Annotated in this window: 23 protein-coding genes; 8 read left to right on the forward strand and 15 right to left on the reverse strand. The window is 74.8% G+C overall.

Going from position 1 to position 23447, the window contains the following annotated elements:
• Nucleotides 1-8: 8 nt before the first annotated feature.
• From IU369_RS00590 to IU369_RS00610, 5 genes are all read right to left on the reverse strand, one after another.
• Nucleotides 9-1142 (reverse strand): aldo/keto reductase, encoded by a 1134-nt coding sequence (locus IU369_RS00590; RefSeq protein ID WP_217922622.1) that lies wholly within the window; start codon nucleotides 1140-1142, stop codon nucleotides 9-11.
• Nucleotides 1143-1160: 18 nt separating this feature from the next.
• Nucleotides 1161-2450 carry a CotH kinase family protein gene (locus IU369_RS00595; protein WP_217922623.1) on the reverse strand — a complete coding sequence of 430 codons (1290 nt, stop codon included), beginning with the start codon at nucleotides 2448-2450 and terminating at the stop codon, nucleotides 1161-1163.
• 77 nt (nucleotides 2451-2527) lie between these two features.
• Nucleotides 2528-3307 carry a twin-arginine translocase subunit TatC gene (gene tatC / locus IU369_RS00600; protein WP_217922624.1) on the reverse strand — a complete coding sequence of 260 codons (780 nt, stop codon included), beginning with the start codon at nucleotides 3305-3307 and terminating at the stop codon, nucleotides 2528-2530.
• Nucleotides 3308-3337: 30 nt separating this feature from the next.
• A complete protein-coding gene (locus IU369_RS00605) occupies nucleotides 3338-3625 on the reverse strand; it encodes a Sec-independent protein translocase subunit TatA/TatB (RefSeq protein WP_246551320.1) in 288 nt (95 codons plus the stop codon).
• A 78-nt stretch (nucleotides 3626-3703) separates the two neighbouring features.
• A complete protein-coding gene (locus tag IU369_RS00610; protein ID WP_217922625.1) occupies nucleotides 3704-4366 on the reverse strand; it encodes a ferritin-like domain-containing protein in 663 nt (220 codons plus the stop codon).
• Nucleotides 4367-4560: 194 nt separating this feature from the next.
• Between IU369_RS00610 and IU369_RS00615 the strand changes: the two genes are divergently transcribed.
• The 3 genes from IU369_RS00615 (at nucleotide 4561) to IU369_RS00625 (ending at nucleotide 7857) form a co-directional block, all read left to right on the forward strand.
• On the forward strand, nucleotides 4561-5151 hold the full coding sequence (locus IU369_RS00615) for a ferritin-like domain-containing protein (protein WP_217922626.1): 591 nt from the start codon (nucleotides 4561-4563) through the stop codon (nucleotides 5149-5151).
• On the forward strand, nucleotides 5148-5828 hold the full coding sequence (locus tag IU369_RS00620; RefSeq protein WP_217922627.1) for a ferritin-like domain-containing protein: 681 nt from the start codon (nucleotides 5148-5150) through the stop codon (nucleotides 5826-5828). Before IU369_RS00615 ends, IU369_RS00620 begins: the two co-directional genes overlap by 4 nt.
• A gap of 106 nt (nucleotides 5829-5934) precedes the next feature.
• Nucleotides 5935-7857: a putative bifunctional diguanylate cyclase/phosphodiesterase gene (locus tag IU369_RS00625; RefSeq protein WP_217922628.1), complete on the forward strand. Its 1923-nt coding sequence runs from the start codon at nucleotides 5935-5937 to the stop codon at nucleotides 7855-7857.
• Nucleotides 7858-7861: 4 nt separating this feature from the next.
• On the opposite strand, the gene IU369_RS00630 is transcribed toward IU369_RS00625, so the two are convergent.
• Nucleotides 7862-8857: a cytochrome c oxidase assembly protein gene (locus tag IU369_RS00630; RefSeq protein WP_217922629.1), complete on the reverse strand. Its 996-nt coding sequence runs from the start codon at nucleotides 8855-8857 to the stop codon at nucleotides 7862-7864.
• 61 nt (nucleotides 8858-8918) lie between these two features.
• Nucleotides 8919-9386: a Fur family transcriptional regulator gene (locus IU369_RS00635; protein WP_217922630.1), complete on the reverse strand. Its 468-nt coding sequence runs from the start codon at nucleotides 9384-9386 to the stop codon at nucleotides 8919-8921.
• Between the two features lie 8 nt (nucleotides 9387-9394).
• Here IU369_RS00635 and IU369_RS00640 point away from each other — a divergent pair, with 8 nt between their 5' ends.
• The gene (locus IU369_RS00640) at nucleotides 9395-9829 is read left to right on the forward strand and encodes a Fur family transcriptional regulator (protein ID WP_217922631.1); all 435 of its coding nucleotides are present in this window, start codon (nucleotides 9395-9397) and stop codon (nucleotides 9827-9829) included.
• Nucleotides 9830-9866: 37 nt separating this feature from the next.
• Here the strand turns inward: IU369_RS00640 and IU369_RS00645 are convergent, their stop codons facing one another.
• Nucleotides 9867-10040, reverse strand: coding sequence for a hypothetical protein (locus tag IU369_RS00645; RefSeq protein ID WP_217922632.1), 174 nt, complete (start codon nucleotides 10038-10040; stop codon nucleotides 9867-9869).
• Between the two features lie 116 nt (nucleotides 10041-10156).
• On the opposite strand from IU369_RS00645, the gene IU369_RS00650 reads away from it, so the two are divergent.
• Nucleotides 10157-11455 (forward strand): DUF2254 domain-containing protein, encoded by a 1299-nt coding sequence (locus tag IU369_RS00650; RefSeq protein ID WP_217922633.1) that lies wholly within the window; start codon nucleotides 10157-10159, stop codon nucleotides 11453-11455.
• Here IU369_RS00650 and IU369_RS00655 read toward each other — a convergent pair.
• The 3 genes from IU369_RS00655 to IU369_RS00665 are packed head-to-tail and all read right to left on the reverse strand — an operon-like array spanning nucleotide 11403 to nucleotide 14004.
• A complete protein-coding gene (locus IU369_RS00655) occupies nucleotides 11403-12188 on the reverse strand; it encodes a metal ABC transporter ATP-binding protein (protein ID WP_217922634.1) in 786 nt (261 codons plus the stop codon). The genes IU369_RS00650 and IU369_RS00655 overlap by 53 nt on opposite strands.
• Nucleotides 12185-13024: a metal ABC transporter permease gene (locus IU369_RS00660; RefSeq protein WP_217922635.1), complete on the reverse strand. Its 840-nt coding sequence runs from the start codon at nucleotides 13022-13024 to the stop codon at nucleotides 12185-12187. The genes IU369_RS00655 and IU369_RS00660 overlap by 4 nt, the downstream gene beginning before the upstream one ends.
• A gap of 8 nt (nucleotides 13025-13032) precedes the next feature.
• Nucleotides 13033-14004, reverse strand: a complete 972-nt coding sequence (locus IU369_RS00665; protein WP_217922636.1) for a metal ABC transporter substrate-binding protein — start codon at nucleotides 14002-14004, stop codon at nucleotides 13033-13035.
• A gap of 107 nt (nucleotides 14005-14111) precedes the next feature.
• On the opposite strand from IU369_RS00665, the gene lgt reads away from it, so the two are divergent.
• The gene (lgt, locus tag IU369_RS00670; RefSeq protein WP_217922637.1) at nucleotides 14112-15062 is read left to right on the forward strand and encodes a prolipoprotein diacylglyceryl transferase; all 951 of its coding nucleotides are present in this window, start codon (nucleotides 14112-14114) and stop codon (nucleotides 15060-15062) included.
• Here lgt and IU369_RS00675 read toward each other — a convergent pair whose 3' ends face one another.
• The 3 genes from IU369_RS00675 to IU369_RS00685 are packed head-to-tail and all read right to left on the reverse strand — an operon-like array spanning nucleotide 15063 to nucleotide 20159.
• Nucleotides 15063-15692 carry a DUF1684 domain-containing protein gene (locus IU369_RS00675; protein WP_217922638.1) on the reverse strand — a complete coding sequence of 210 codons (630 nt, stop codon included), beginning with the start codon at nucleotides 15690-15692 and terminating at the stop codon, nucleotides 15063-15065. It abuts the gene before it with no gap.
• A 4-nt stretch (nucleotides 15693-15696) separates the two neighbouring features.
• Nucleotides 15697-17400, reverse strand: coding sequence for a dihydroxy-acid dehydratase (ilvD, locus tag IU369_RS00680; RefSeq protein ID WP_217922639.1), 1704 nt, complete (start codon nucleotides 17398-17400; stop codon nucleotides 15697-15699).
• A 41-nt stretch (nucleotides 17401-17441) separates the two neighbouring features.
• Nucleotides 17442-20159: a phosphoenolpyruvate carboxylase gene (locus IU369_RS00685; RefSeq protein ID WP_217922640.1), complete on the reverse strand. Its 2718-nt coding sequence runs from the start codon at nucleotides 20157-20159 to the stop codon at nucleotides 17442-17444.
• Between the two features lie 103 nt (nucleotides 20160-20262).
• Between IU369_RS00685 and IU369_RS00690 the strand changes: the two genes are divergently transcribed.
• Nucleotides 20263-22656 (forward strand): diguanylate cyclase, encoded by a 2394-nt coding sequence (locus IU369_RS00690; protein ID WP_217922641.1) that lies wholly within the window; start codon nucleotides 20263-20265, stop codon nucleotides 22654-22656.
• Nucleotides 22657-22663: 7 nt separating this feature from the next.
• On the opposite strand, the gene IU369_RS00695 is transcribed toward IU369_RS00690, so the two are convergent.
• On the reverse strand, nucleotides 22664-22804 hold the full coding sequence (locus IU369_RS00695) for a hypothetical protein (RefSeq protein WP_217922642.1): 141 nt from the start codon (nucleotides 22802-22804) through the stop codon (nucleotides 22664-22666).
• A gap of 116 nt (nucleotides 22805-22920) precedes the next feature.
• On the opposite strand from IU369_RS00695, the gene IU369_RS00700 reads away from it, so the two are divergent.
• Nucleotides 22921-23253: an STAS domain-containing protein gene (locus tag IU369_RS00700; protein ID WP_217922643.1), complete on the forward strand. Its 333-nt coding sequence runs from the start codon at nucleotides 22921-22923 to the stop codon at nucleotides 23251-23253.
• The last annotated feature ends 194 nt before the right edge of the window (nucleotides 23254-23447 follow it).

Raw genomic sequence — 23447 nt, forward strand, 5'->3', positions numbered from 1 at the left:
CGGCGGCGTCAGTGGGTCGGGACCAGGTCCCGCTCGGGGACGATGCTCCAGCGCCCGGCGATGGTGCGGAGCTCGTCGGTCATCGGCCACGAGTCGGGCCGTTCCTCGCCGTCGTGGGAGGGGGTGCCGCCCTTCAGCGCCATGCACCCCGCGTTCTCGCCGACGGCCTCGATCTCCGCGAGCTCCTCGTCGGAGAGGACGGGCTCGGCGGGGACGGCCGCGAGGTCGGCGCGCTTGTCCTCGACGGGGCGGGCGTCGCCGCCGGGCTCCTGGATGAGGGTCGGCACGACGCAGGCCACGGTCCCCTGGGCCAGCGTCCACCGGCATGCGAGCTGCAGGGTGCTGAGGCCGTGGCGCTCGGCGATCGGGCGGAGCCGGTCGAGCTTGCCGCGGCCGAGCTCGACCCACCCCGCGGGGCGGAAGGAGCGGTGGTCGCGGGAGGGCAGCTCACCCTCGTCGGGCACGTCGCCGTGGAAGACGCCGCCGTGGTCGACGACGCGGGCGATCGCCCGGATCCGATGGGTCTCGAGCGCCGGCAGCAGCAGCCGCGACGGCCACGGCTCGAAGGGGCTGAGGATGATCATCGCCCAGTCGATGCGGTCGCCGAAGCGCTCGAAGCAGCCGATCAGGTCGAGCGTGAAGCCGTTGGCCGGTCCCGGGGCGATCCCGATCGCGCCGGTCAGGCCCTCGTCGCGCAGGGCCGCCATCGCGTCCCACACGACCTCCGACGAGTAGCCGATGCGGTCGGGGTTGTGGAGCATCAGCAGGTCGAAGCGGTCGGTCCCGCACCGCTCGAGGCTGCGCTCCGTGGCGCGGCGCAGGTAGTCGGCGTACCCGTCCGGTCCGCGCAGCGCCGGGTCGGTGAACCGCGGGTAGCCCTTCGACCCCTGCCGTTCGCCGTCGTAGAAGTCGTGCCCGACCGCGCCGACGAGGGCGTAGTCGTCGCGGGGGAGCCCCTCGAGCGCCCGCCCGACCAGCGTGTCCGCCGCGCCGGCCCCGTAGGCGTCGGCGGTGATGACCGTGTCGATCGCCGCGTCGGGCCGCAGCAGGGCGACGAGGCGGTCCTCGTCGATCGGCAGCCCGAAGTGCATGTGGATCCCCCCGCTCCAGGAGCCGAGGGCGACGTGTCCGGGGTCTCTCACACCCCGAAGTCTGCCACCTCAGCGCCCGGCGCGGCCGATCCGGGGGAGCGTCGCGGTCAACCAGCCCGCCCGGACCCGGACCCATGTCCTCAGGCGCGCCGCCTCGGCGAGGTACGCGCCGCGGAGGGCGGCGTCGGATGCCGACGGCGACAGCGGCGTCGGGCCGAGGACCGGCCACCGACGCAGGTTCCGCACCTGGGCGCTCTGGAGGGCGCGGGCGTCGCGGGTGATGGCGGTCAGGGTCCGGGCGAGGAGGCCGTCGCGCCGCAGCTGCGCCCACCGGGCGACGAGCGCCGCGCGGAACGCGCCGTCGGCGTACCAGCGGCTCGCCCACCGCCGGTCGCAGAGCGAGCACCCGCGGGCGGGCAGCAGGCCCGGCGGGTTGCCCATCGACAGGTCGAAGTCCCACGCCGGGCCCATCGCGAGGCGCCCCCCGGGCCCCGCGTGCAGGAACGTGCTCGCGTTGAGGGCGTCGAAGTTGCGGAACAGCTCGTACAGCAGCACGTAGTCGACGGCCGACGCCTCGTCCATGTGGGCCCGCCACCCGCGCGTCGGGTGGCGGAAGTCCGTCGCGTAGAGGGCCCGCTCGAACGCGCCGACCCTCCGGGTGATCGCGCGCGCCTCGGCGGTCGTCATGTCGTCGCGGTCCGGGTCGTCGAAGACGATCGGCGTGCGGGTGACCGGGGTGCGGAAGTACCGGTCGCCGGGGTCGAGCTTGCCGTTCGTCGTGTACTCGAGCAGGAAGCCGTCGTCCTCGTCGGTCGGCCCGTCCACCCGGTCGCCGTCGAGCTTCAGCTTCTCCATCAGCACGTAGACCCCGTGGTACCGGCCGTCGAGGACCACCTCGACGTACCGGGTGCGGCTCGCGTACCGACCCATCTCTCGGGCGGCGCGGTAGGCGACGACGTTGCGCATCAGCGACCCGTCGTTGTACGCGGCGTAGAGGACCCAGTCGTTCTCCTCGGGCAGGCCGAGGAGTGACACGTTCCGGTTGTCGCCCGACGCGGTGACCGTCTCGAACCCGAACTGCTTCTTCGGGAACCGCTGCGACGACTGCCCGCGCACCTCGATGCCGATGCGCCCGTCGTAGACCGCCGGCCGGTCCCGGGGCGTGTTGAGCGCCCCGCGGGTGTTGTGGATGACGCGCATCCGGGCGCCGACCTTCGGGTCGTCGACGATCGGCCCGTCGGCGTCGATCATCACGATCGGCAGCCGGGTGCGCAGGTCGGGCGCGCCGGTGGCGGCGGCGGCGAGGGCGAGCGTGCCGGCGAGCGCCAGCAGCAGGGCGAGGGGGCGGAGGGGGTTCATGCCCCGCTTTCTACGGCCCCTCGATGAGACCCCGGTGAGACGCGCGTGAGACTGCTCTCACGCGCGCCCCAGGGGACTCAGACCGGGTCGGGCTCCTCGTCGCGGCTCCACAGCGGCGCCTGGCCGAACCTGGCCGAGAGCGCGATGCCGACGCCGTAGAGGACGAACTGCGGGAGCATCAGCAGCACCATGCTGATCGGGTCGCCGCCGGGCAGCACCGCCGCGATGGCGGCGATCCCGACGAGCGCGATGCGCCAGTGCGTGCGGTACATCTTCGCCGAGGTGACGCCCATCCGGGAGAGCGCGGTCATCGCGACCGGCACCTCGAACAGCAGCCCCGATGCGAGGAGCATCGTCGTGGCGAAGCCGAAGTACTCGCCCGCCCGCAGCTGCGTGTTGAAGGTGTCGCCGCCGAAGCCGGTCAGGAAGTTCAACGCGACCGGCAGGACGACGAAGTACCCGAAGGCGACGCCGGCGACGAACAGGCCGGAGAGGCCCGAGACGACGGCGATCACCACCCGGCGCGGCTGCTCGGCCACGGCCGGGATGACGAACGCGTACGCCTGGTACAGCCAGATCGGGAGGGCGATCAGGACCGCCGCCCAGAAGGTGACCTTCAGGGTCGTGAAGAACGGCTCGGTCGGGGAGAGCGTGATGAGCTGGTCGGTGTCGCTCGGCAGCGGCCACGTCAACGCGTCGATCAGCGCGTCGTGGACGGCGTACATGCCGGCGAAGGCGACCACCAGGGCGAGCGCGCTGACGATCAGTCGCCGGCGCAGCTCGTCCAGGTGCTCGACGACGCTGAGGTGGTCATCGGGCCGCGCGCGGCGCAGCCCGATGCTCGGTGTCCGGGCCATGAGGGCCTCCTCCGGGGTCCGCGTCGCGGGCTAGACGGACGCCGTCTGGCGGTCGTCGGCACCCACGGGCTCGGGCTGTGCGGCCTCCTTGATGAGCTCCTCGGCGGTCGGGATCTCCTCGTCCTGCACCGACGCGGCGGACACGGTGTGGCCCGCGGCCGGGGTGCTGACGGGGTCCGGCTCGCCGGAGATGCCGCCCTTGAAGTCGCGGATGCCCTTGCCGAGGTTGCGGCCGAGCTCGGGGAGCTTCTTCGGGCCGAAGATCAGGAGTGCGATCGCAAGGACGATGATGATCTGGATCGGTGAGATGTCGAACACGACAGAGGTCCTCTTCCGGTCGGTGTGTTCCGTGCCCGGGGGCCGCCGGCGACGCCGGCGACCCCCGTGCGGGACGGACTAGGAGGCGATGAAGCCGCCGGCGATCTTGAGCACCTGCGCCATGTTGCGCGCGGGGTCGAACGCGTTCGGGGCGGGGTTCTTGCCCAGGATGTTGCGGATCCACGCGGCGTGGCGGGCCTCGACCGAGTGGATGGCGAGCGCGGCCTGGATGACCGGCACCTGCTTGAGCCGCGGGCCCTGGCCGGCGTACGCCGAGACGCCCAGGTCCTCGACGGCCATGGCCGTCGCGCCGAAGGCCTTCTGGCTCTGCACGGTGGCGCCGAAGTCGAACGTCGGCGAGGCGACGGCCTTGGAGCCGAGCACCTTCTTGAGGGCGGCGACGTGCGCGGCCTCGTGGGCGCCGGCGACCTTCGCGAAGCGGGCCATCTCACCCTTGAGGCCGGCGTTGGCGCGGGCCTGCTTGTAGAACTCCGTCTCGAGGTACTCGAGCGTCAGGGCGTAGTTCAGGATGTCGACGTCCTGCTTCTTGGACGGGGCACCCAGCGCCAGCGCCGGGAGGCCACCGAAGACGACGCCGCCGGCGACGAGCGCGCCGCCGCCGATGGCGGCCTTCTTGAAGAAGTCGGCGCGCGTGGCAGCACCCTCGGGGTCCACCTTGTAGGCGGCCTCCTGGATGGCACCGTCGGCGTCGAGCGCCTCGAGCGTGATGTGGTCGGTCACGGTTCCTCCGTGTGTTGGTGACGAACACCTGCTGATACGCCGGTGCCCCCGGGTCGGATCACCGGTCCGTCGATTACGGCCACGGGGCGCGGCGCCATCCCCCTCCGCCGGGCTCCCCACACCTGCCCCGTGATCCGCAACCCGGTCCCCCGCGTACAGAGGTCCCGGAACGCAAACCAGCGGAGGTGTGCGGGATGACGACGACAACCAGCCGGGCGGAGTTCCTGTCGCTCGGTGCGAAGGGCGGGCTCGCGCTCGTCGTCGGGGGCTCGGTCCTCGGCGTCGCGGTGGGGCCGGCCCTCGGACAGGCGGCCGGTGACGTGGAGATCGCGAAGCTCGCGGCCACGGCCGAGCTGCTCGCCGTGGACGTGTACTCGCGGGCGATCACGACCGGCTTCTTCACGGCGGACGTGCTCGCCTACATGGAGGCGGCGCGCCAGAACGAGCAGGACCACTACGACACCCTCGCGGGTGTGCTCGGCGCGGACGCCCCGAAGGGCCTGAAGTTCAAGTACCCGGCGGGCACGTTCGCGAGCGCGAAGAGCATCGCCGCCACCGGGGTCGCCCTGGAGACGGCCTTCGTGGGCGCCTACCTCGGCGCGGTGGAGGCCCTCGAGAGCGTCGACCTGAAGGCCGTCGCCGGCCAGGTCGCCGCCAACGAGGCGCAGCACCTGACGACCTTCAAGCGCCTCGACGCGGGCAACACGCTCGTGCCGAACCCCTCCTTCCCGGAGAGCCTCACGGCCGCGCAGGCGACCGCCGCCGTCACCCCGTTCCTCGCATGAGCGGGCCCTCGATCACCCCCGACCCCGCGGAGGTCTCCCCCATGGAGAACGCGAACCTCGACCGCGCGCGCTTCCTGCGCCGCGGCGCCAAGGGCGGCCTCGTGCTCGCCGTCGGCGGTATGGCGCTCGCCGCCGCCGCCTGTGGTGACGACGACGAGACCGGTGCCGCCTCGACGACGGGCAGCACCACCGCCGCCGGCCCGGTCGACGACGTCGCCATCGCCAAGCTCGCCGCCACGGCCGAGCTGCTCGCGATCGACTTCTACGGCATGGGCATCGACAGCGGCTTCTTCCGGGCGGACGTCCTCGCCTACATGAAGGCCGCCCGTCAGAACGAGCAGGACCACTACGACGCCCTCGCCAAGGTCCTGGGCGCCGAGGCCCCCAAGGACCTGATGTTCGTCTACCCCGACGGCACGTTCGCGTCGGCCAAGAGCATCGCCGACACGGGCACCGCGCTCGAGACCGCCTTCGTCGGCGCGTACATGGGTGCGATCTCGTCGCTGAAGGACAACGGCCTGAAGAAGGTCGCGGCCCAGATCGGCGCGAACGAGGCCCAGCACCTCACCACGCTGAAGTCCCTGGGAGCGGGCGGCAAGCTCGTCCCGAACCCCTCCCTGCCGGACGTCCTCACGGCCGAGGAGGCCACCGCCGCGGTCACGCCGTTCCTGGCCTGATCCACCCGGCGTAGACATCGCACGCACGGGGGCCCCGCCGGCATCGGGGGCCCCCGTCGTGCACCCCGCCCCTCAAGCGGCGGGTTTTGCTTGTCGATGCGCGGACGTGGAGAACGTCGCACCCCGTGCCCGGGTCGCGCTCCGGACGATCCGCTCCCTGCTGCCACAGGGGCGCCTCCTCCCCGAGGACGTCTGGAACCGTCGTCACCGCGGCATCGTCCGCCTCGCGCTCGCCCAGGCCGCCGTCCTGGCGGCGCTCGCCGCCGCCGTCACCGGGGACCCCCTCCACGCGCTCCTCGACGGCGCCGTCGTCGCCCTGCCGGCCGTGCCCGCGCTGATGACCCGGTTCGGGCGCCAGGCCCGCGCCATGGCGGCCGCCGCGAGCCTGTTCCTGGCCTCGGCGGTGCTGGTGCACCTCGCGGGCGGCCTGACGGAGATGCACTTCCACTTCTTCGTGATGGTCTGCGTCGTGTCGCTCTACCAGGACTGGGCGCCGTTCGGCATGGCCGTCGGCATCACGCTGGTGCACCACCTCGCGATGGGCATCCGTGCGCCCCGGGAGGTCTACGGCTCGGAGGCGGCCGCCCGCCACCCCGTGCTCTGGGCGGCGATGCACACCGGGTTCCTGCTCGCCGCGGCCCTCGCGAACATGGCCGCCTGGCGCCTCAGCGAGCAGCAGGGCCTGCGCGACCCGCTGACCCGCCTGCCGAACCGCACCCTCCTCGCGGAGCGCCTGCTGCGCCGCGTCGACCACGAGGGCCAGCCGACGAGCGTGCTGTTCGTCGACCTCGACGACTTCAAGACCATCAACGACTCCCGCGGCCACTGGGTGGGCGACGAGGTGCTGACGGCGGTCGCCGGGCGCCTGCGCGGCGCGGTCCGCGACGGCGACACCGTCGCCCGCCTCGGCGGCGACGAGTTCGCGGTCCTGGTGGCCGGTCCCCCGGCGGCGGGGCAGGCGGTCGCGGCGCGGGTGGTCGCCGCGCTCGACCTGCCGATCGAGCTCCACGGCGCGCCGCTCTGGGTCCGCGGCAGCGTCGGCCTCGCCCACGCCGGGGCCGACCCGGGCCGCACCGCCGACGACCTGCTGCGCGAGGCGGACCTCGCGATGTACGAGGCGAAGGCGGGCGGCAAGAACCGGGTCGCCGTGTTCTCCGCGCGGCTCGACGCGACGGTGCGCCGCCGGGCGGAGCTGTCGGCCGACCTCGCGGGCGCCATCGACGACGGCCAGCTCGAGGTCCACTACCAGCCGACGGTGCGGATGGCCGACGGCCGTCCGATCGCCGTGGAGGCGCTGCTGCGCTGGCGCCATCCCCGCCGGGGCCTCGTGCCGCCGGGCGACTTCATCCCCCTCGCGGAGGAGACCCGCCAGATCGGCCGCATCGGGGCGTGGGTGCTGGGCACCGCCCTGCGTCAGCTCGCCGAGTGGCGTGCCCACGACCCGGCGCTCGCCGACCTGACGATGGCGATCAACCTGTCGCCGGCGCAGCTCGACGACGGGCTGGTCGAGCAGGTCGCCGCCGCGCTCGCCGACGCCGGCGTCGACGCCGCCCACCTGACGCTGGAGGTCACCGAGAGCGTCTTCGCGGCCGACCTCGTGGCCGTCGCGGAGCACCTCTCCCGCCTGCGGGACATGGGGGTGCGGATCGCGATCGACGACTTCGGGACGGGCTACAGCAGCCTCTCGTACCTGCGCCACCTGCCCGTCGACGTCCTGAAGGTCGACCAGTCCTTCGTGGCGGACCTGGGCGACGCCGGCGTCGACGCGCTGGTGCGGTCCATCCTCGACCTCGCGCGGGCCCTCGACCTGGAGGTCGTCGCCGAGGGGGTCGAGACGCCCGACCAGGCGGCCCTGCTGCGGGGCCTGCGCTGCGGTGCGGCCCAGGGCTTCCTCTACGCGCGCCCCGTGCCGGCCGACGAGGCACGGGTGCTGCTCGGCTGCGCCCGCCTGCCCCGCCCGGCCGCCCCGGTCCCGGCCGCCGCCCCGGCGTCACCGGCGCCGGTCGTCCCGGCCCCCGCGCCCGGCTGACCCGTCAGTCGATGCCGGCCCGGGTGCGCACGGACACGCCGTGCAGCCGCGCCAGCGCCTCCCCCGTCCCGCCCCGGATCGCCTCCGCGACCCGATCGGGGTCGATGCCCGCCTCGATCAGGCGCTGGCTGAGCTCGCCCTCGCGGGCCTGGCGGAAGAACAGCACGGTGATCGCGCCGAAGGCGAGCAGGCAGTGGAGCACCATCATCACGGTGCCGGCGTTCGCCTGGTCCTCGAGCGGCTCGACGCCCCAGGCGAGGGCCGCCTCGGCGTGGGAGTCGTAGAAGGCGGTGCCCGAGAACCAGTAGACGTTGGCGATCCCGAGGCCGAGGAACCAGACGCCGGACATGTAGCTGCCCTTCCACCCCGTCGAGAACCACCGGGGCGCCGGGATCACCTCCACCACCGGCATCCACAGGAGCGTCCCGAGCACCACGAACGACACCTGCTGCAGGATCCACAGCGGCGGCGTCTCGAGCACGAGGTGGTGGAGGTCGGGGAGCAGCCAGACGACGGTCGAGAGCGCCCACAGCGGGAAGGCGATGAGCGGGTTCTGCAGCCGCTGCAGCACCCCGTAGGTCCGGGGCGACAGCAGGTCCCGCACGAACTCGCGCGTCACGCCGAGCAGCAGCAGCAGCGGGGCGGTGGCGCCGATCAGGGTGTGCTGCAGCATGTGGGCGGTCATGAGGCCCTGCTGGGCCACGCCGCCGAGGGGCGAGCAGACCGCGACGAGGATGAGCGCGAGCCCGCTGTAGAACGAGAACCGGCGGAGCCCCGAGATCCCGCCGACGCGGTGGACGCGGGCGGCGTAGAGGGCCCCGAGCAGCAGGACCGCGGCGACCTCGACCGGCGGGATCGCCCACAGTTCGCCGAGGTCGGTCGTGGCGGTGGCCGACGGCCCCGAGTGGCCGGTGTGGCCCGCGCCGCCCGCGAGGGCGGTCAGGGCGATCGCCAGCGCCAGCGAGCCGGCGACGGCCATCATGGTCAGCGGGCGCCTCATCACCCCGATGCTGCCACACCCCGGCCCGCGCGCGGCCGGCGTTCGTCCCCTCCCGCCGGGGTCAGGCCGCCCGGCAGCCGGGGCAGCGTCCGCGCAGGACCACGTCGTGCCCGACGACGGTGTAGTCGGAGCGGGCGGCGGTCCCCTCCAGCGCCTGCTCGAGGCCGGGGTCCTCGAAGGGGCTGACCTCGCCGCAGTCGACGCACACGAGGTGGTGGTGGTGCGCCCCGTCGGGCAGGGCGGGCTCGTACCGCGACATCCCGCCGCCGAGGTCGAGGCGCTGCACCAGGCCCATCCCGACGAGCAGGTCGAGCACCCGGTAGACGCTGGCGATCCCGACGCGGCGGCCGTCGGCGCGCATCTGGTCGAAGATCTCCTGCGCCGACCGGCAGCAGTCCTGCGCGGCGAGCGACTCGATGACCGCGCGCCGGGCGCCGCCGGAGCGGTGGCCGGCCGCCGCGACGCTCTGGAGGGCGTGCGCGGACCAGTCCGCGGCGGCCCCGGGGTCGTGATCGTGCGGGCGTATCATCGGCGGGGATGCCTCCTCCGGGGACCGAGTCGGTCTGGCGGCGCCTGCGCGCCGATGGTCTGCGCCGCACGCCGCAGCGGGAGGCGATCCTGGACGCCCTCGGCGACGCCGGCGACGGGCTGCCCCTGCCGGTGCTGCTGGAGCGCGGCCGCCGTCGCGCGCCCGGCCTCGGCGAGCGGACGGCGGAGCGCACCGTCGCGCTGCTGGTGGGCAGCGGCGCGGTCGACGCCATCGTCCTCCCCGGCGGCGAGGTGGTGTACCGCCTCTGCGGCCACGGCCACCACCACCACCTCGTCTGCCGGTCGTGCGGCTCGGTCGCGGAGCTCGACGACTGCGACGTCGGCGCGTGGGCGGCAGAGCGCGCCGAGCGTCAGGGCTTCACGGTCGACGGCCACGACCTGACGGTGCACGGCCGGTGCGCCGACTGCCGCGACGCGTCCTGAGGGGCGCCGTCCCCGCGCGGCGGGGCCGGGCGGGGCGCTAGCCCCGGCTGGGACCCTCGCGGCGCACCACCATGAGCAGGGCGGCGGCGACGACGAGCGTGACCAGCGGGACCCGGAGCGCCCAGGCGACCGTCTGGGTGCCGCCCATCCGGCGCAGGCGGCGACGGGCCGACCGGCGGACGACGTGGGCGATGATGGGGGAGCGGAGCATCCGACAAGCATGACGCCGGGGTCGGACCCCACCGCGAGGGTGAGGGCCGGTCGTCGCTCCCGGGCTTTCCGGCGTCCCCGGGTTTCGGCGGGACGGCGGCGGGGGAGCGCTGGCCGGTGCCCGGCTTCCGTCTCGCCCACCAGGTCCGCTCGAGCCTCTGGCTCGTCCCCGCCCTGTGCGTCATCGCGGGCGTCGGCCTGTCGCTCGGCACGATCGCGCTCGACCGCCTCCTCGGCCCGGGGTTCCTGCCGCAGAGCCTGACCGGTGGCCCGGACGCGGCCCTCTTCATCCTCAGCGCCGTCGCGACCTCGATGGTCACCCTCGCGGCCCTCGTCCTGACGATCACGATGGTCGTCGTCCAGCTCGCGATGGGGCAGTTCTCGCCGCGGATCGTGCGGACGATCCTCCAGGACACGACGAGCCAGGTGGCGATCGGCGTCTTCGTCGGCACGTTCGCCCACGCCATGCTCACGATGCGCGAGGTCACGTTCGACGGCCCCGAGGGGGGCAGCGTCCCCGGCATCGCCATCGTGATGGCCTTCGTGCTGGTGATCGCCAGCATCATCCTGCTGGTCTTCTACGTGCACCACCTCGGGCAGTCGCTGCGCGTCGCGGCGCTGATCGAGCTCGTCGGCAGCGAGATGCGGGACCTCGTCGACGCGCAGTACCCCTCCGGCGCGGAGCCCGCCCACCGGCCGGCGCCCGGCACGGTCCCCGCCGCCCGCTCCGGGGTCGTGTTCCACATCGACCACCCGCGCCTCGTCGCGGCGGCCCGCGACGCCGGGTGCACCGTCGAGCTCGTGCCGGCGCTCGGGGACTTCGCCCCCGCCGGCGCCCCCCTCCTGCGCGTGGACCCGCCCGACGCCCCGCTCGACCCGGACGCGGTCGACCACGTGCAGCTCGGACCCGAGCGGACCATGAACCAGGACCTCGCGTACGGCATGCGGATGCTGGTCGACATCGCGGAGCGCGGGCTGTCGGAGCCCTTCCTCGACCCCACCACGGCGGTGCAGGCCCTCGACCGGCTGCACGACTGCCTGCGCCAGCTCGTCCACCGGCCGTTCCCCGACGGCCGGTACCGCGACGCGGACGGCGTCGTGCGCTTCGTGATGCCGGTGATGGACTGGGACGGCTACGTGCGCCTCGCCTTCGACGAGATCCGGGAGGCCGGCCGCACGTCGCCGCAGGTGCCCCGCCGCCTGGCCGCGGCGGTCGACGACCTGCTCGCGATCGCCCCGCCGGAGCGCCGGGCGGCCCTGGAGCGCCAGCGCGCCCTCCTCGACGCGGAGGCCGTCGGGGACCCACCGGTCGCCGATCCCCAGGGCATCGGGTCGGGGCGGGACGCGCTGCGTCGCGTGTCGCTCAATGGGGATGATCGTGCCCGTCGTGACCATGCCGGTGCACCGGGTCCATGACGAGCTGGCCGCCGTCCGGCAGCTCGCCGAGGACGAGGCCGAACGTCTCCATCAGCGCGTCCCGGGTGAGCGCCTGCGCCGGGGGCCCCTCCGCCACGACCCGGCCGGCGAGCAGCAGCGCCCGGTCCGCCGCCGCCGCGTCGCGGATGTCGTGGGTGCACATCACCACCGCCGCCCCCCGGGCCCGCTCCTGGACGAGCGCCGCGAGCAGCAGCTCGCGCCCCGCCACGTCCAGGCCGGAGGTGGGCTCGTCGAGCACGATCAGGTCGGCCCGCCACGCGAGGGCCTGGGCGATGTGCACGCGCTGGCGCTGCCCGCCGGAGAGGTCCCCGAGCGGTTCGTCGGCGAGGTGGGAGGCCCCCATGCGCTCCATGCTCGTGTCCACGAGGGCCCGGTCGTCGCGGGTGATCCGTCCGCGCAGGCGCCGCTCCGCGAACCGCCCCATCATCACGACGTCGCGGGCCCGGATCGGCAGGGCGAAGCCGGACGCCTGGACCTGCCCGAGGTAGGCGACGCGCCGGGGCGCGGCCCCGGGCGGGCCGCCAAGCACGTGCAGGGAGCCGCCGACGGGCGGGAGCAGGCCGACGATCGTCTTCACGAGGGTCGACTTGCCGGAGCCGTTCGTGCCGAGCACCGCGAGCATGCCGCCGGGGGCGAGGTCGAGGGACACGTCCGCGACCACGGGCCGCCCGTCGTAGCCGACGGCCAGGTCGCGCGCGTCGAGGGCGCTCACGCCGGGACCGCCCGGGGGGCCGGCCGGCGCACCGACCGCGCGACGAGGGCGGCGAAGAACACGGCGACCTCGACGAGCACGATCGCGGCGCCCGCGGCGAGGTCGTGGTGGTACGACAGCAGCAGGCCCGTGACGACGCTCGCCGTGCCGATCAGGCCCGCCCCGAGCATCATCGCGCCGATGCGCCGTGCGAACAGCGCCGCCGTCGCGGGCGGGGCGACGAGCATCCCGAACACGAGCAGCGTGCCGACGGTCTGGAACGAGACGACCACCGTCACCGCGACCATCCCCAGCATCAGCCACTCGTAGAGCCCGGCGCGGAACCCGGCGACGCGTGTCTGCCCGGCGTCGAACGCGAGCATCAGGAACGGCCGGGCGCAGACGACGGCGACGACGCCCACGGCGACGGTCGCACCGAGCTGCACGAGGATGTCGCCCCACGTGATGCCGAGGACCTCCCCGAAGAGGATCCGCGTCAGGTCCCCCGTGAACGAGTCCGACCGCGAGACGATCACCACGCCGAGGGCGAGCATCCCCACGAACAGCAGGCCGATCGCGGTGTCCCCGGACAGCCGGGTGGTGCGCCGCACCAGGTCGACGCCGCCGATCATCACGACGGCGCCGACGAGCGCCCCCGCGATCCCCGGCAGGCCCAGCAGCAGCGCCCCCGCGATCCCCGGCAACACCCCGTGGGCGAGGGCGTCGCCGATGAAGGCCAGCCCCCGCAGCACCACGAACGTCCCGACGACCGCGCAGGCGAGCGCGACCAGGCACCCGGCCACCAGGGCCCGGAGCATGAAGTCGTTGTCGAGGAACGGGTCGAGGAGGGGGCCCACGTCGGTCCCTACGGTGCCAGGCCGGCGTCCACGGCGGCGGCCGCCTCGCGCAGGAACGTGGCGTACGACCCGTCCCCGGGGAGCGCGTGGGTGCCGATCTCGGCCACGCGCGCGCCGGTCTGGTCGCCGATCGCCTCGGCGACCCCGTCGGGGGTGCCGGCCTCGGTGAACACCGCGGGGACGTCGAGCGCCTCGACCTGGGCCCGCAGCGCCGCCAGGTTCGACGCCGACACCTGGGCCTGGGAGCTGAGGGACGGGATCAGCGCGCCGACGAGCCGGAAGTCGTACCGGTCGGCGAAGTAGCCCATCGACTCGTGGCCGGTGACGAGGAGCCGCCGCGCGGGCGGGATGTCCGCGAGCGTGTCCCGCACCTCGGCGTCGAGGGCGGTGAGGCCGGCCTCGGCGTCCGCGGCCCGGGTCGTGAGGTCGAGCCCGAGGTCGTCCTGCAGCACGGGGGCGAGGGCGGTCACGACGTCGCGCATCGCGAGGGGGTCCATCCAGATGTGGGGGTCCTCGGGTCCGTGCCCGTGCTCCTCCCCGTCCTCGGCGTGCTCCTCCCCGGCGTGCTCCTCCTCGGCGTGCTCCCCCTCACCGATGGCGCGGAGGGTCACGTGGTCGGTGGCGGTGAACACGGGAGTGCCGCCGTCGCGGACCCGCCCGAGGGCGTCCTCGAGCCCCTCCTCCAGGTCGAGGCCGTTCTCGACGACGAGGTCGGCGTCCTCGAGGGCCCCGACGTCCTTCGCGCTGGGCTGGAAGTCGTGGGGGTCGGCGCCGTTCGGCATCAGGACGCGTACCTCGGCGGCGTCGCCGACGAGGTCCTGGACGACCGCGCCGAGGACCGTGGTGGTGACGACGACGGTGGGACGCCCGCCCGCGGCGTCGTCGTCGGAGCAGCCCGCCACGACGGCTCCGAGGGTCAGGGCGGTGGCGAGCACGGCGACCGCGCGCATGCGGCGGCGGGGGGTGGGGACGGGCGGCACGGACGCTCCTCGGGCGGGACACGGAAAACGGAAGTGAGAACTCTTACCATAAACGCGGCGGGACCGGCGCCCTCGACCCGCCGCCGCGGTCGACTACGATCGCGGCCGTGACCGGGGCCGCCACCGCCATCGCGAGCATCCCGGCGCCGGGGATCCGGCAGCTCGAGCTCGGGCCGTTCGAGATCCGCCTCTACGCCCTCTGCCTCCTCGCGGGGATCGCCGTCGCCGCCTGGGTCAGCCTCCGGCGGTGGACCGCCCGCGGCGGCGACCCCGACCTGATCTTCGAGGTCACCCTCTGGTCCGTGCTCGCCGGCCTCATCGGCGGCCGGCTCTACCACGTGGTCACGAGCTACGACCAGCTCGGCGACGAGTGGTACGCGCCGTTCGCGATCTGGGAGGGCGGCCTCGGCATCTGGGGCGGCGTGCTGTTCGGCGTGCTCGCCGGCGCCTGGGTCACCCACCGCCGCGGCGCGAGCGTGTTGGAGATGATGGACGCCGCCGCCCCCGGGATCCTCATCGCGCAGGGCATCGGCCGCCTCGGCAACTACTTCAACCAGGAGCTCTTCGGCGGGCCGAGCGATCTGCCGTGGGCCCTCGAGGTCGACCCGTCCCGTCGGCCCGACGCGTACGCGCTGACCGAGACGTTCCACCCCACGTTCCTCTACGAGATGCTGTGGAACTTCGCGGGCGCGGCGCTGATCATCTGGGCCGGGCGGCGGTTCCGGATCCGCCCGCCCGGGGTGTTCTGCCTCTACGTCGCGGTCTACTCGCTCGGGCGGATCTTCTGGGAGCAGCTGCGCGTCGACCCGTCGAACGAGTTCCTCGGTCAGCGCCTCAACTTCTACGTCGCGCTGGTCCTGTTCCTCGGGGCGGTCGCCGTCTTCGTGTGGGACCGCCGCCGCCGTGGGCCGGAGACCGACGACGACCCGCCCGACCCCGCGGCGACGCGGACGACGGCCACCGCGCCACCCCGGGCCGCCGCGGTCCCGTCCACGCCGGGCGGCCGGGCGCGTCCCGCCGCGAAGCCCCGCCCCGTGACGCGCCGGCGGCGCCGCTGATCAGTACCAGGCGCGCATCCGCTCGCCGGCCGCGACGGCGACGCCGAGCCGGTTCTCCGGCGGCGCGAGGGGGCAGCTCCAGCGCGGGTCGTAGCTGCACGACGGGTTGTAGGCGTAGTTGAAGTCCAGCACCAGCGCGCCGTCGCGCGTCGCGCCGAGGTCGGCGCCCTTCACCGTGTCGAGCAGGTAGCGCCCGCCGCCGTACGTCTCCGGGTGGGCGTCGCGGAACGGCAGGAACAGGCCGCCCCCGTACCCCTCCAGCCAGAACACCGAGAGCGCCACCTCGCCGCCGGGCAGGCGCGGGCGGACGGTGCCGATGCGGGTGAACCGGGTCGGCTCGCCGGTGCTCGTGGGGATGACCAGGGGCGCCCCCTCGCCGTCGGCTTCGAGGTGCGCCGTCACCCGCATCGCGGGGTCGTGGGGGAACCACGGCACCCCCGTCACCTCCACCCGGGCGGCGGGCGGCAGCGGCGACTGCGGGTGGCCGGTGAACAGGGCGTCGCGGCCGGCGCGGAACGCCGCGCACCCCGCGGGGTCGTCCCCCGCCTCCCGCGCCGCCGCGTAGAGCGCGAGGACGCGGCGCTTCCAGTCCATGAGGTCCAGGCGGGGGTGGCCCGCCGGCGTGGTCACCGCGTCACAGCGTCGGCTTGGTGACGGCGCCCTCGGACGCCGAGGAGACCAGGCTCGCGTACTTCGCGAGCACGCCCCGGGTGTAGCGCGGCGGGGGCGGGGTCCAGTCGGCCATGCGGGCCGCGATCTCGTCGTCCGGCACGTCGAGCCGCAGCTGGCGGGCGTCGACGTCGAGCACCACGGTGTCGCCGTCGCGCACCGCCGCCAGGGGGCCGCCGAGGGCCGCCTCCGGCGTGACGTGCCCGACCATCAGGCCGTGCGTCGCCCCCGAGAAGCGCCCGTCGGTGATCAGCGCGACCTCGTCGCCGATGCCCTCGCCGACGAGGGCGGCGGTGACGTGGAGCATCTCCCGCATGCCGGGGCCGCCGACGGGCCCCTCGTAGCGGATGATCACCATGTCGCCCGGCTGGATCGCGCGGGCCTTCACCGCCGCGAACGCCTGCTCCTCCGAGTCGAAGACGCGAGCGGGGCCGACGTGGAGGCGCCGCTCGTGGCCGGCGAGCTTCACGACGCAGCCGTCCGGGGAGAGGTTGCCGCGCAGGATCGCGAGCCCGCCGGTGGCGGACAGGGGCCGCTCGAACGGGACGACGACCTCCTGGCCGGGGGTCTCCTCCGCGGCGTCGGCGATCTCCGTCAGGGTGCGCCCGTCGACGTTGAGGGCGTCGCCGTCGACGAGGCCGGCCCGGGTCAGCTCGCGCGTGACGAGGGCGACCCCGCCCGCCGCGTGCAGGTCGGTCGCCACGAACCGGCCGCCGGGCGTCAGGCTCGCGACGATCGGGGTGCGCTCGGCGATGGTGTCGAAGTCGTCGATCCCGAGGGGGATCCCGAGCTCCCAGGCGATCGCGAGCAGGTGCAGGACCCCGTTGGTGGAGCCCCCGCTCGCGGCGACGCCGGCGATGGCGTTCTCGATCGACCGCCGGGTGATGATGTGGGAGGGGCGCACGTCGTCGCGCACGAGCCGCATCGCGAGCTCGCCGGCGGCGACCGCGGCGGCCTCCTTGTCGGGGTGCAGCGCCGGCACCCCGTTCAGGCCTGCGGGGCTGATGCCGAGGATGTCGAGCGCCATCGACATCGTGTTCGCGGTGAACTGGCCCCCGCACGCGCCCGCGCCGGGGCAGGCGACGCTCTCGAGCGCGTGGACCTCCTCGGCGGTCACCTTCCCGGCGGCGTACGCGCCGACGACCTCGAAGACCTGCTGGACGGTGACGTCGCGGCCCTTGTACCGGCCCGGCGCGATCGAGCCGTTGTAGAGGACGAGCCCGGGGATGTCGAGACGCGCGAGCGCCATCACCGCGGCCGGGATCGTCTTGTCGCACCCCACCAGGCAGACGATCCCGTCGAACGAGTGGCCGCGGGCGGCGACCTCGATCGAGTCGGCGATCACCTCCCGCGACACCAGCGACGCGCGCATGCCCTCGGTCCCCATCGAGACCCCGTCGGACACGGCGATCGTGTTGAGCTCCATCGGCGTCCCGCCGGCGGCGCGCACGCCCCGCTTCACGTGCACCGCCAGCTCGCGCTGGTTGAGGTTGCACGGCATCGTCTCGATCCACGTCGTCGCGACGCCGATGATCGGCCGGGCGAGGTCCTCGTCGGTGAAGCCGGTCCCCTTCAGCATCGCCCGCGCGGGGGCGCGGTCGGGGCCGTCGGTCATGGCGGCGCTGTGGCGCTTCGCCGGGTCGCTGGGTCCGTACGGGTCGGTGGGCATGCGCGGATCGTAGACGAGGCCCCCCGTCCGCCCGCCCGCGCTCAGCCCGTGTTGCGGAGCCCCGCGGCGATGCCGCTGATCGTGAGCAGCAACGGGTGCTCCAGGGCGGCGCGCGCCGCCGGGTCGCGTTCGTCGCGGATCTGGCGGAGCAGGCGCACCTGGATCGCGTGGAGCGGGTCGACGTACGGGTTCCGCAGCCGGATCGACGTCTGCAGGAAGGGCTTGTCGTCGAGGAGGCGCTCGCGGTCGACGACCGCCAGCAGCCCGTCGGCGGCCCGGCGGTACTCGGCGGTCACGGTCCCGAACATCCGGTCGCGGAGGACGTCGTCGCGGACGAGGCGGGCGTAGAGGCCCGCGACGCGCATGTCGGCCTTGCCGACGGTCATGTGGCACGTGTCGACGAGGGCCCGCCACCACGGCCAGTCGGCGTACATCTCCCGCAGCACGGCGAGCCCCCCGCGGTACCGCGACGTGAACCCCTCCAGCGCCGTGCCGACCCCGTACCAGGAGGGGAGCAGGTGGCGGTTCTGGGTCCACGCGAAGACCCACGGGATGGCGCGGAGGTCCTCGACCCGCAGCCCCGACGGGTCGTCGCCGTCGCCGCCGGGGCGGCGCGTCGGCCGCGACCCGATCGTGAGCAGGCTGAGCTCCCGGATCGGGCTGGCCTCGGCGAAGTACGGGATGAAGCCCGGGTCCTCGTAGACGAGGCGCCGGTACGCGGCGGTCGAGGCCTCCGCCATCTCCGCCGCCGCCTCGTCCCAGACGTTCTTGCGCCCCGAGTAGCCGGCGCCGGCGTCCTCCTGCAGCGTCCGCTCCAGCACCGCGGAGAGGACGGAGTCGAGGTTGCGCTCCGCGACCGGCGGCAGGCCGTACTTGAACGACAACGACTCGCCCTGCTCGGTGATCCGGATCCGGCCGTCGAGGGTGCCCGCCGGCCCGCCGAGGACGGCGGCGTACGTCGACCCGCCGCCGCGGCTGGCGGTGCCGCCGCGGCCGTGGAAGAGCGTCAGGTCGACGCCGTCGAGGCGGCAGGCGTCGGCGATCCGCTCCTGGGCGAGGAAGAGCTCCCAGTTCGCGCCGAGGTAGCCGCCGTCCTTGTTGGAGTCGGAGTAGCCGACCATCACGATCTGCCGGTCGCCGCGCGCCTCGACGTTGCGGCGGTACCCGGGCGTGCCGAGCAGCGTCCGCACCATCGCCGGAGCGCGCCGCAGGTCGTCGAGGGTCTCGAAGAGGGGGACCAGGTCGACGTCCGACGCGATGCCGCCGCCCGGCAGGTCGCGCACGAGGCCGGCGTCCCGCGCCAGGGCGAGCGGGGCGAGCAGGTCCTCCGCCTCGTGGGTGAAGCTCACGATCACCGTGCCCGCCGCGCGCGGCCCGTGCGTGGCGATGGCCTCCCGCAGGCGGGCGAAGGTCGCGACGACCTCGGCCGCCGCGGGCGTCATCGCCTCGCGGGGCCCCGCGAGGGCGTCGGCGGCCTCGCGCATGCGCGACGAGTGCTGGCGGACGTCGAGGCGCGCCATGTGGAACCCGAACATCTCGACCTGGCGGCGCAACCGGGTCAGGCCGCGCCGGGCGATCCGCTCGCCGCGGTGCTCCACGAGGGACCGGTGGACGACGTCGAGGTCGGCGAGCATCTGGGCCGGGTCGTCGTACGGCAGCTCGCCGGCGGGGTCGAGGCGCTCCCACACGAACGACAGCTTGCGGCGGTACGGCTCCCCCGGGTTGCGGGCCGCGATCGTCGGGGCGACGCCCGGCATCCGCGCCGCGTCGGCGTCGATCGACGCGAGCAGGTCGTCGCTGACGCCCACCATGCGCTGCGAGATCGCCAGCTCCGCGGCGAGCGCGCGCACCCGCTCGCGGAGGCTCCGCACCGCCGCGTCGCGGTGACGGGCGAGGGCCGCGGGGATCAGGTCGGGGGTGCAGTCGGGGTTGCCGTCCTGGTCGCCGCCCGCCCAGGAGCCGAACGACAGCACCACCGGCGGCAGCCGCACCCCGGGGTACGCCTCGGCCAGCAGGTGGGCGAACTCCTCGTGCACCGACACGGCCGCGTCGACCAGGATGTGCTCGAAGAAGAACAGCACCCGCCGGACCTCGTCGATCACCCGCGGCTTCTCCGCGCGCATCGCGTCGGTCTGCCACAGGATCGTGATCGCCTCGAGCAGGCGCTCGTGGATCTCGCGGCGCTCGCGCGGCGACCGCGACGACTCGAGCTCGTCGAGGCAGCGGTCGACGAGGATGTGCTTGTCGAGCACGTTCTGGCGGGTGATCTCGGTGGGGTGTGCGGTCGCGACGAGCTCGACGCCCATCCGGTCGAGCACCCGCTGCACCCGGTCGCCGTCGACGCCGTCGCGGACCATCCCCGCGATCGCCGCGGCGAGGCTCTCCGGCTGGGCGCGGCCCTCGCGCTCGCGTTCCTCGTCGCGGGCGCGGCGGCGGCGGACGCGGTGGTGCTGCTCGGCGGCGTTGACGAGCTGGAAGTAGATCGAGAACGCGCGGATCACCCCGGTCTCGGAGCTGACGTCGAGTGCCGCGACGATGTCGTCGACCTCGCGCTCCAGCTCCGCGACCCCGGGCCCGTCGGGGTCGGCGCGCAGGCGCCGGTTCAGCAGGCGCAGGCGCTCCTCGACCTCCAGCAGCTCCGGCCCGCCCTGCTCCACGAGCACGCGCCCCAGCAGGTCGCCGAGCAGCCGCACGTCGCGACGCAGCGGCTCGTCGCGGTCGACCGGCGGCGGGGACGGGGAGGGGGAGGGGTTCGGCACCGCCGCATCATGGCCGGTCACGACCCCCCGGTCACATCGCCCGTCGGCCAGGGTCGGACCCCCCGCGCTCAGACCCGTGCCCGGTCCGGTCGATCCACCCTGGGTGAGCCCTCCCCCCGAAGAGGCCGCCCGGCCGTGGCGTGCCGGCGTGCGCGCCCGCGTCGGCGCCATCGTCCTCGCGGCGATGGCGGCGTTCGCGGCGGCCCTGATCTGGTCGTCCGCCGCACAGCTCTCGTCGGCGTACGAGGAGGCCGCCCGCGCCGAGGCCGTCGCGATCGCGAAGGCGATCGACGCGACCTACGACGACGCGACCCTCGACACGCCGAGCGTCCTCCTCGCGCGGATCGAGACGCTCGCGGCGACCAGCCCCGAGCTGCGCGAGGCCACCATCTACCGCCTGTCCGACGGCGTTCCGGTGCGGCTCGTGACGACCGACCGCGCCGTCATCGGCCGCGCCCTGCCCCTCGACGACGTCTCCGTGTTCGCCACGGGGCGCCCGTACTACCGCCGCGAGCGCGGCGGCGGCGCCGACCTCGCCGCATACAGCGCACCGCTCGGGGCACCCGGCGCACCCGTCCGCGCCGTGCTCGCCCTGCGGATCGACTTCGCGCCCCGCCACGCCGAGGTCGTCGCCCGCACCCGCCGCCTGGCGCTCGCCGCCGGCGGCATCGGGGCGCTGCTCGTCGCGCTCGTGCTGCTGGTGCTCTCGCGGATGCTGCTGCGGCCCCTCCGCCGGCTGACCGAGGCGACCCGCCGTGTCGCGGCCGGCGACCTCGGCGCCCGACTCGGGTGGACACGCGCCGACGAGGTGGGCGAGGTGGGACGCGCCTTCGACACGATGACCGAGGCGATCGCGACGACCCGTGGGCGGCTCGTCGAGGGCGGCGCCGAGCTGCGGCGTGCCCGCGCGGCGCAGGAACGCCTGCGGCGCGTCGCGGAGGCCATCGCCGGCGACGAGGACCTCGCCGCGGTGCTGGCCCGCGCCGCCGCCGAGGTGGGGGGCCTCCTCGGGTCCGACGCCGCGGCCGTCACGCGCTTCGACGGCGGGCGGCTCGACGTCGTCGCCTCGTGGGCGGCCGTCCCCTCCGGCCGCATGCGGATGGACCGCGCCGGCGCGACCGCCGCCGTCCGCGACACCGGCCACCCCGCGCGGACGACGCGCGTCATCCCCGCCCCCGACGGCGACCGCGCCCGGGTCTCCGCCGCCGCGCCCGTCGTGGTCGGCGGGGCGGTGTGGGGCGCCGTCGGGGTGGCGACGCTGTCGGTCCGTGGCGTCCCCGACGACGCCGCCGAGGTGCTGCGCCGGTTCGCCGGCCTCGTCGCCCTCGCCGTCACCAGCCACTCCGCCCGCGCCCAGCTGCGGGAGCAGGCGACGACCGACGCGCTCACCGGCCTCGCGAACCACCGCGCCTTCCAGGAGGCCCTCGGCCGCGAGATGGAGCGCGCCAGACGCCACGGGCGGCCCGTCGCGCTCGCGCTGATCGACCTCGACCACTTCAAGCGGGTCAACGACGAGCACGGCCACCAGGCCGGGGACGACGTGCTGACCGAGGCCGCCGCGCGCCTGCGCGCCGGCATCCGCGACGGGGACACCATCGCCCGCGTCGGCGGCGAGGAGTTCGCGTGGCTCATGCCCGAGACGACGGGGATGGAGGCCTGGCAGGCGGCGGAGCGCGTGCGCGAGGCGATCGCCGCGACGCCCTTCCCGCGCGTCGGGCACGTCACGATCTCGGCGGGCGTCTGCGACGTCGCGCACGCCCGCGACCCCGGCGAGCTGTACCGCTTCGCCGACGGCGCCCTCTACTGGTCGAAGCACCACGGACGCGACGTCGTGTTCCTCTACTCGCCGGAGGTGGTGGAGGTCCTGTCCGACGCCGAGCAGGCGGCGCGGCTCGGCCGGCGCCAGACGCTGCAGAGCATCCGCGTGCTCGCCCGCGCCGTCGAGGCGAAGGACCCCGCGATCCTCGGCCACTCCGAGCGGGTCGCCGACCTCTCCGTCGCGATCGCGACGGCCCTCGGCTGGCGGGCCGAGCGCGCCGCGGCCCTCCGCGACGCCGGGCTCGTCCACGACGTCGGCAAGATCGCCATCCCCGAGGCGATCCTGCTGAAGCCCGGCCGCCTCACCCAGTCGGAGACCGCGACGGTGCGGACCCACGCCGCGATCGGCGCGGAGATGCTCCGCGACGTGATGACCGACGAGCAGGTCCGCTGGGTGCGCGGGCACCACGAGCGGTGGGGCGGCGGCGGGTACCCCGACCGGCTGCGCGGCGAGGAGATCCCCGACGGCGCGCGGATCCTCGGCCTGGCCGACGCCTGGGACGTCATGACCTCCGACCGGGTCTACTCGGCGGCGCTCACCCGGGAGGAGGCGCTCGCGGAGGTCCGGGACTGGACCCGGACCCAGTTCTGGCCCGAGGCCGTGGCGGCGCTCGAGCGGCTCGCGGCCGCCGGCGCGCTGCCCGCCGACGCGCCCGCCGTGGAGGCGGGCGCGTCCTGACGGTCGGTCAGTCCTCGTCCCCGCGGGCCTTCGCCCCGATCGAGGCGAGCGAGAAGAACGCGAAGACGATGCCCATGATGAACGGCAGGTAGCCGGCCTCGTGGCGGTCGTGCCAGCCGATGATCAGCAGCAGTACGGTCAGAGCCACCAACGTGGCCAGGATCCAGACGGGCAGGCCCTTCATCTCCACTCTCCGTCGTCGCTCGGGTCGTCGGCAGCCTAGCGGGACGGTCCCTCCCGCACCGGCTGATAGTGTCCCCCGCCATGGCCGCGGAGCACGTCGAGGTGCGCGTCGAGGCTCGGGGCGACGCGACCGTCGTGCGCGTCGTGGGAGTGCTGGACGCGCTCGCCCTGCCTGATGTGTCACGAGAGCTGACCGACGCCCAGCGGGGCGCGGGTCCCGTGTACATCGACCTGCACGGGGTCACCTTCATGGACAGCCGCGGGCTGGGCTCCCTGCTCGCCGCGAACGAGCGCGCCCGGGAGGGCGCCCCGCCGGTGACGATCTACCGGCCGTCCGAGGCCGTGCAGCGCCTCCTGGACGTCTCCGGGGTGCGCGGCGTGCTGCCCGAGGTCGAGGAGCTGCCCGCCCCGTAGCGCTCCGGCGGGCCCCGTCCGGGCCGGCCGTCGATGCGCACCCCCGCCGCCCGGCCTGCCGCCGCGTGCACCCACGTGCGTGGGACCGCCGCGCTGTTGTGGTAGCGTTGCTTATGCGATAGATAAGAAGCGCTGATGCAACGGGAACGGGGACGGCCATCCACCCCGTCGCACACGCGCCCAGACGGACCACC

This window comes from Miltoncostaea oceani, assembly GCF_018141545.1.
In the GTDB taxonomy this organism is placed as follows: domain Bacteria; phylum Actinomycetota; class Thermoleophilia; order Miltoncostaeales; family Miltoncostaeaceae; genus Miltoncostaea; species Miltoncostaea oceani.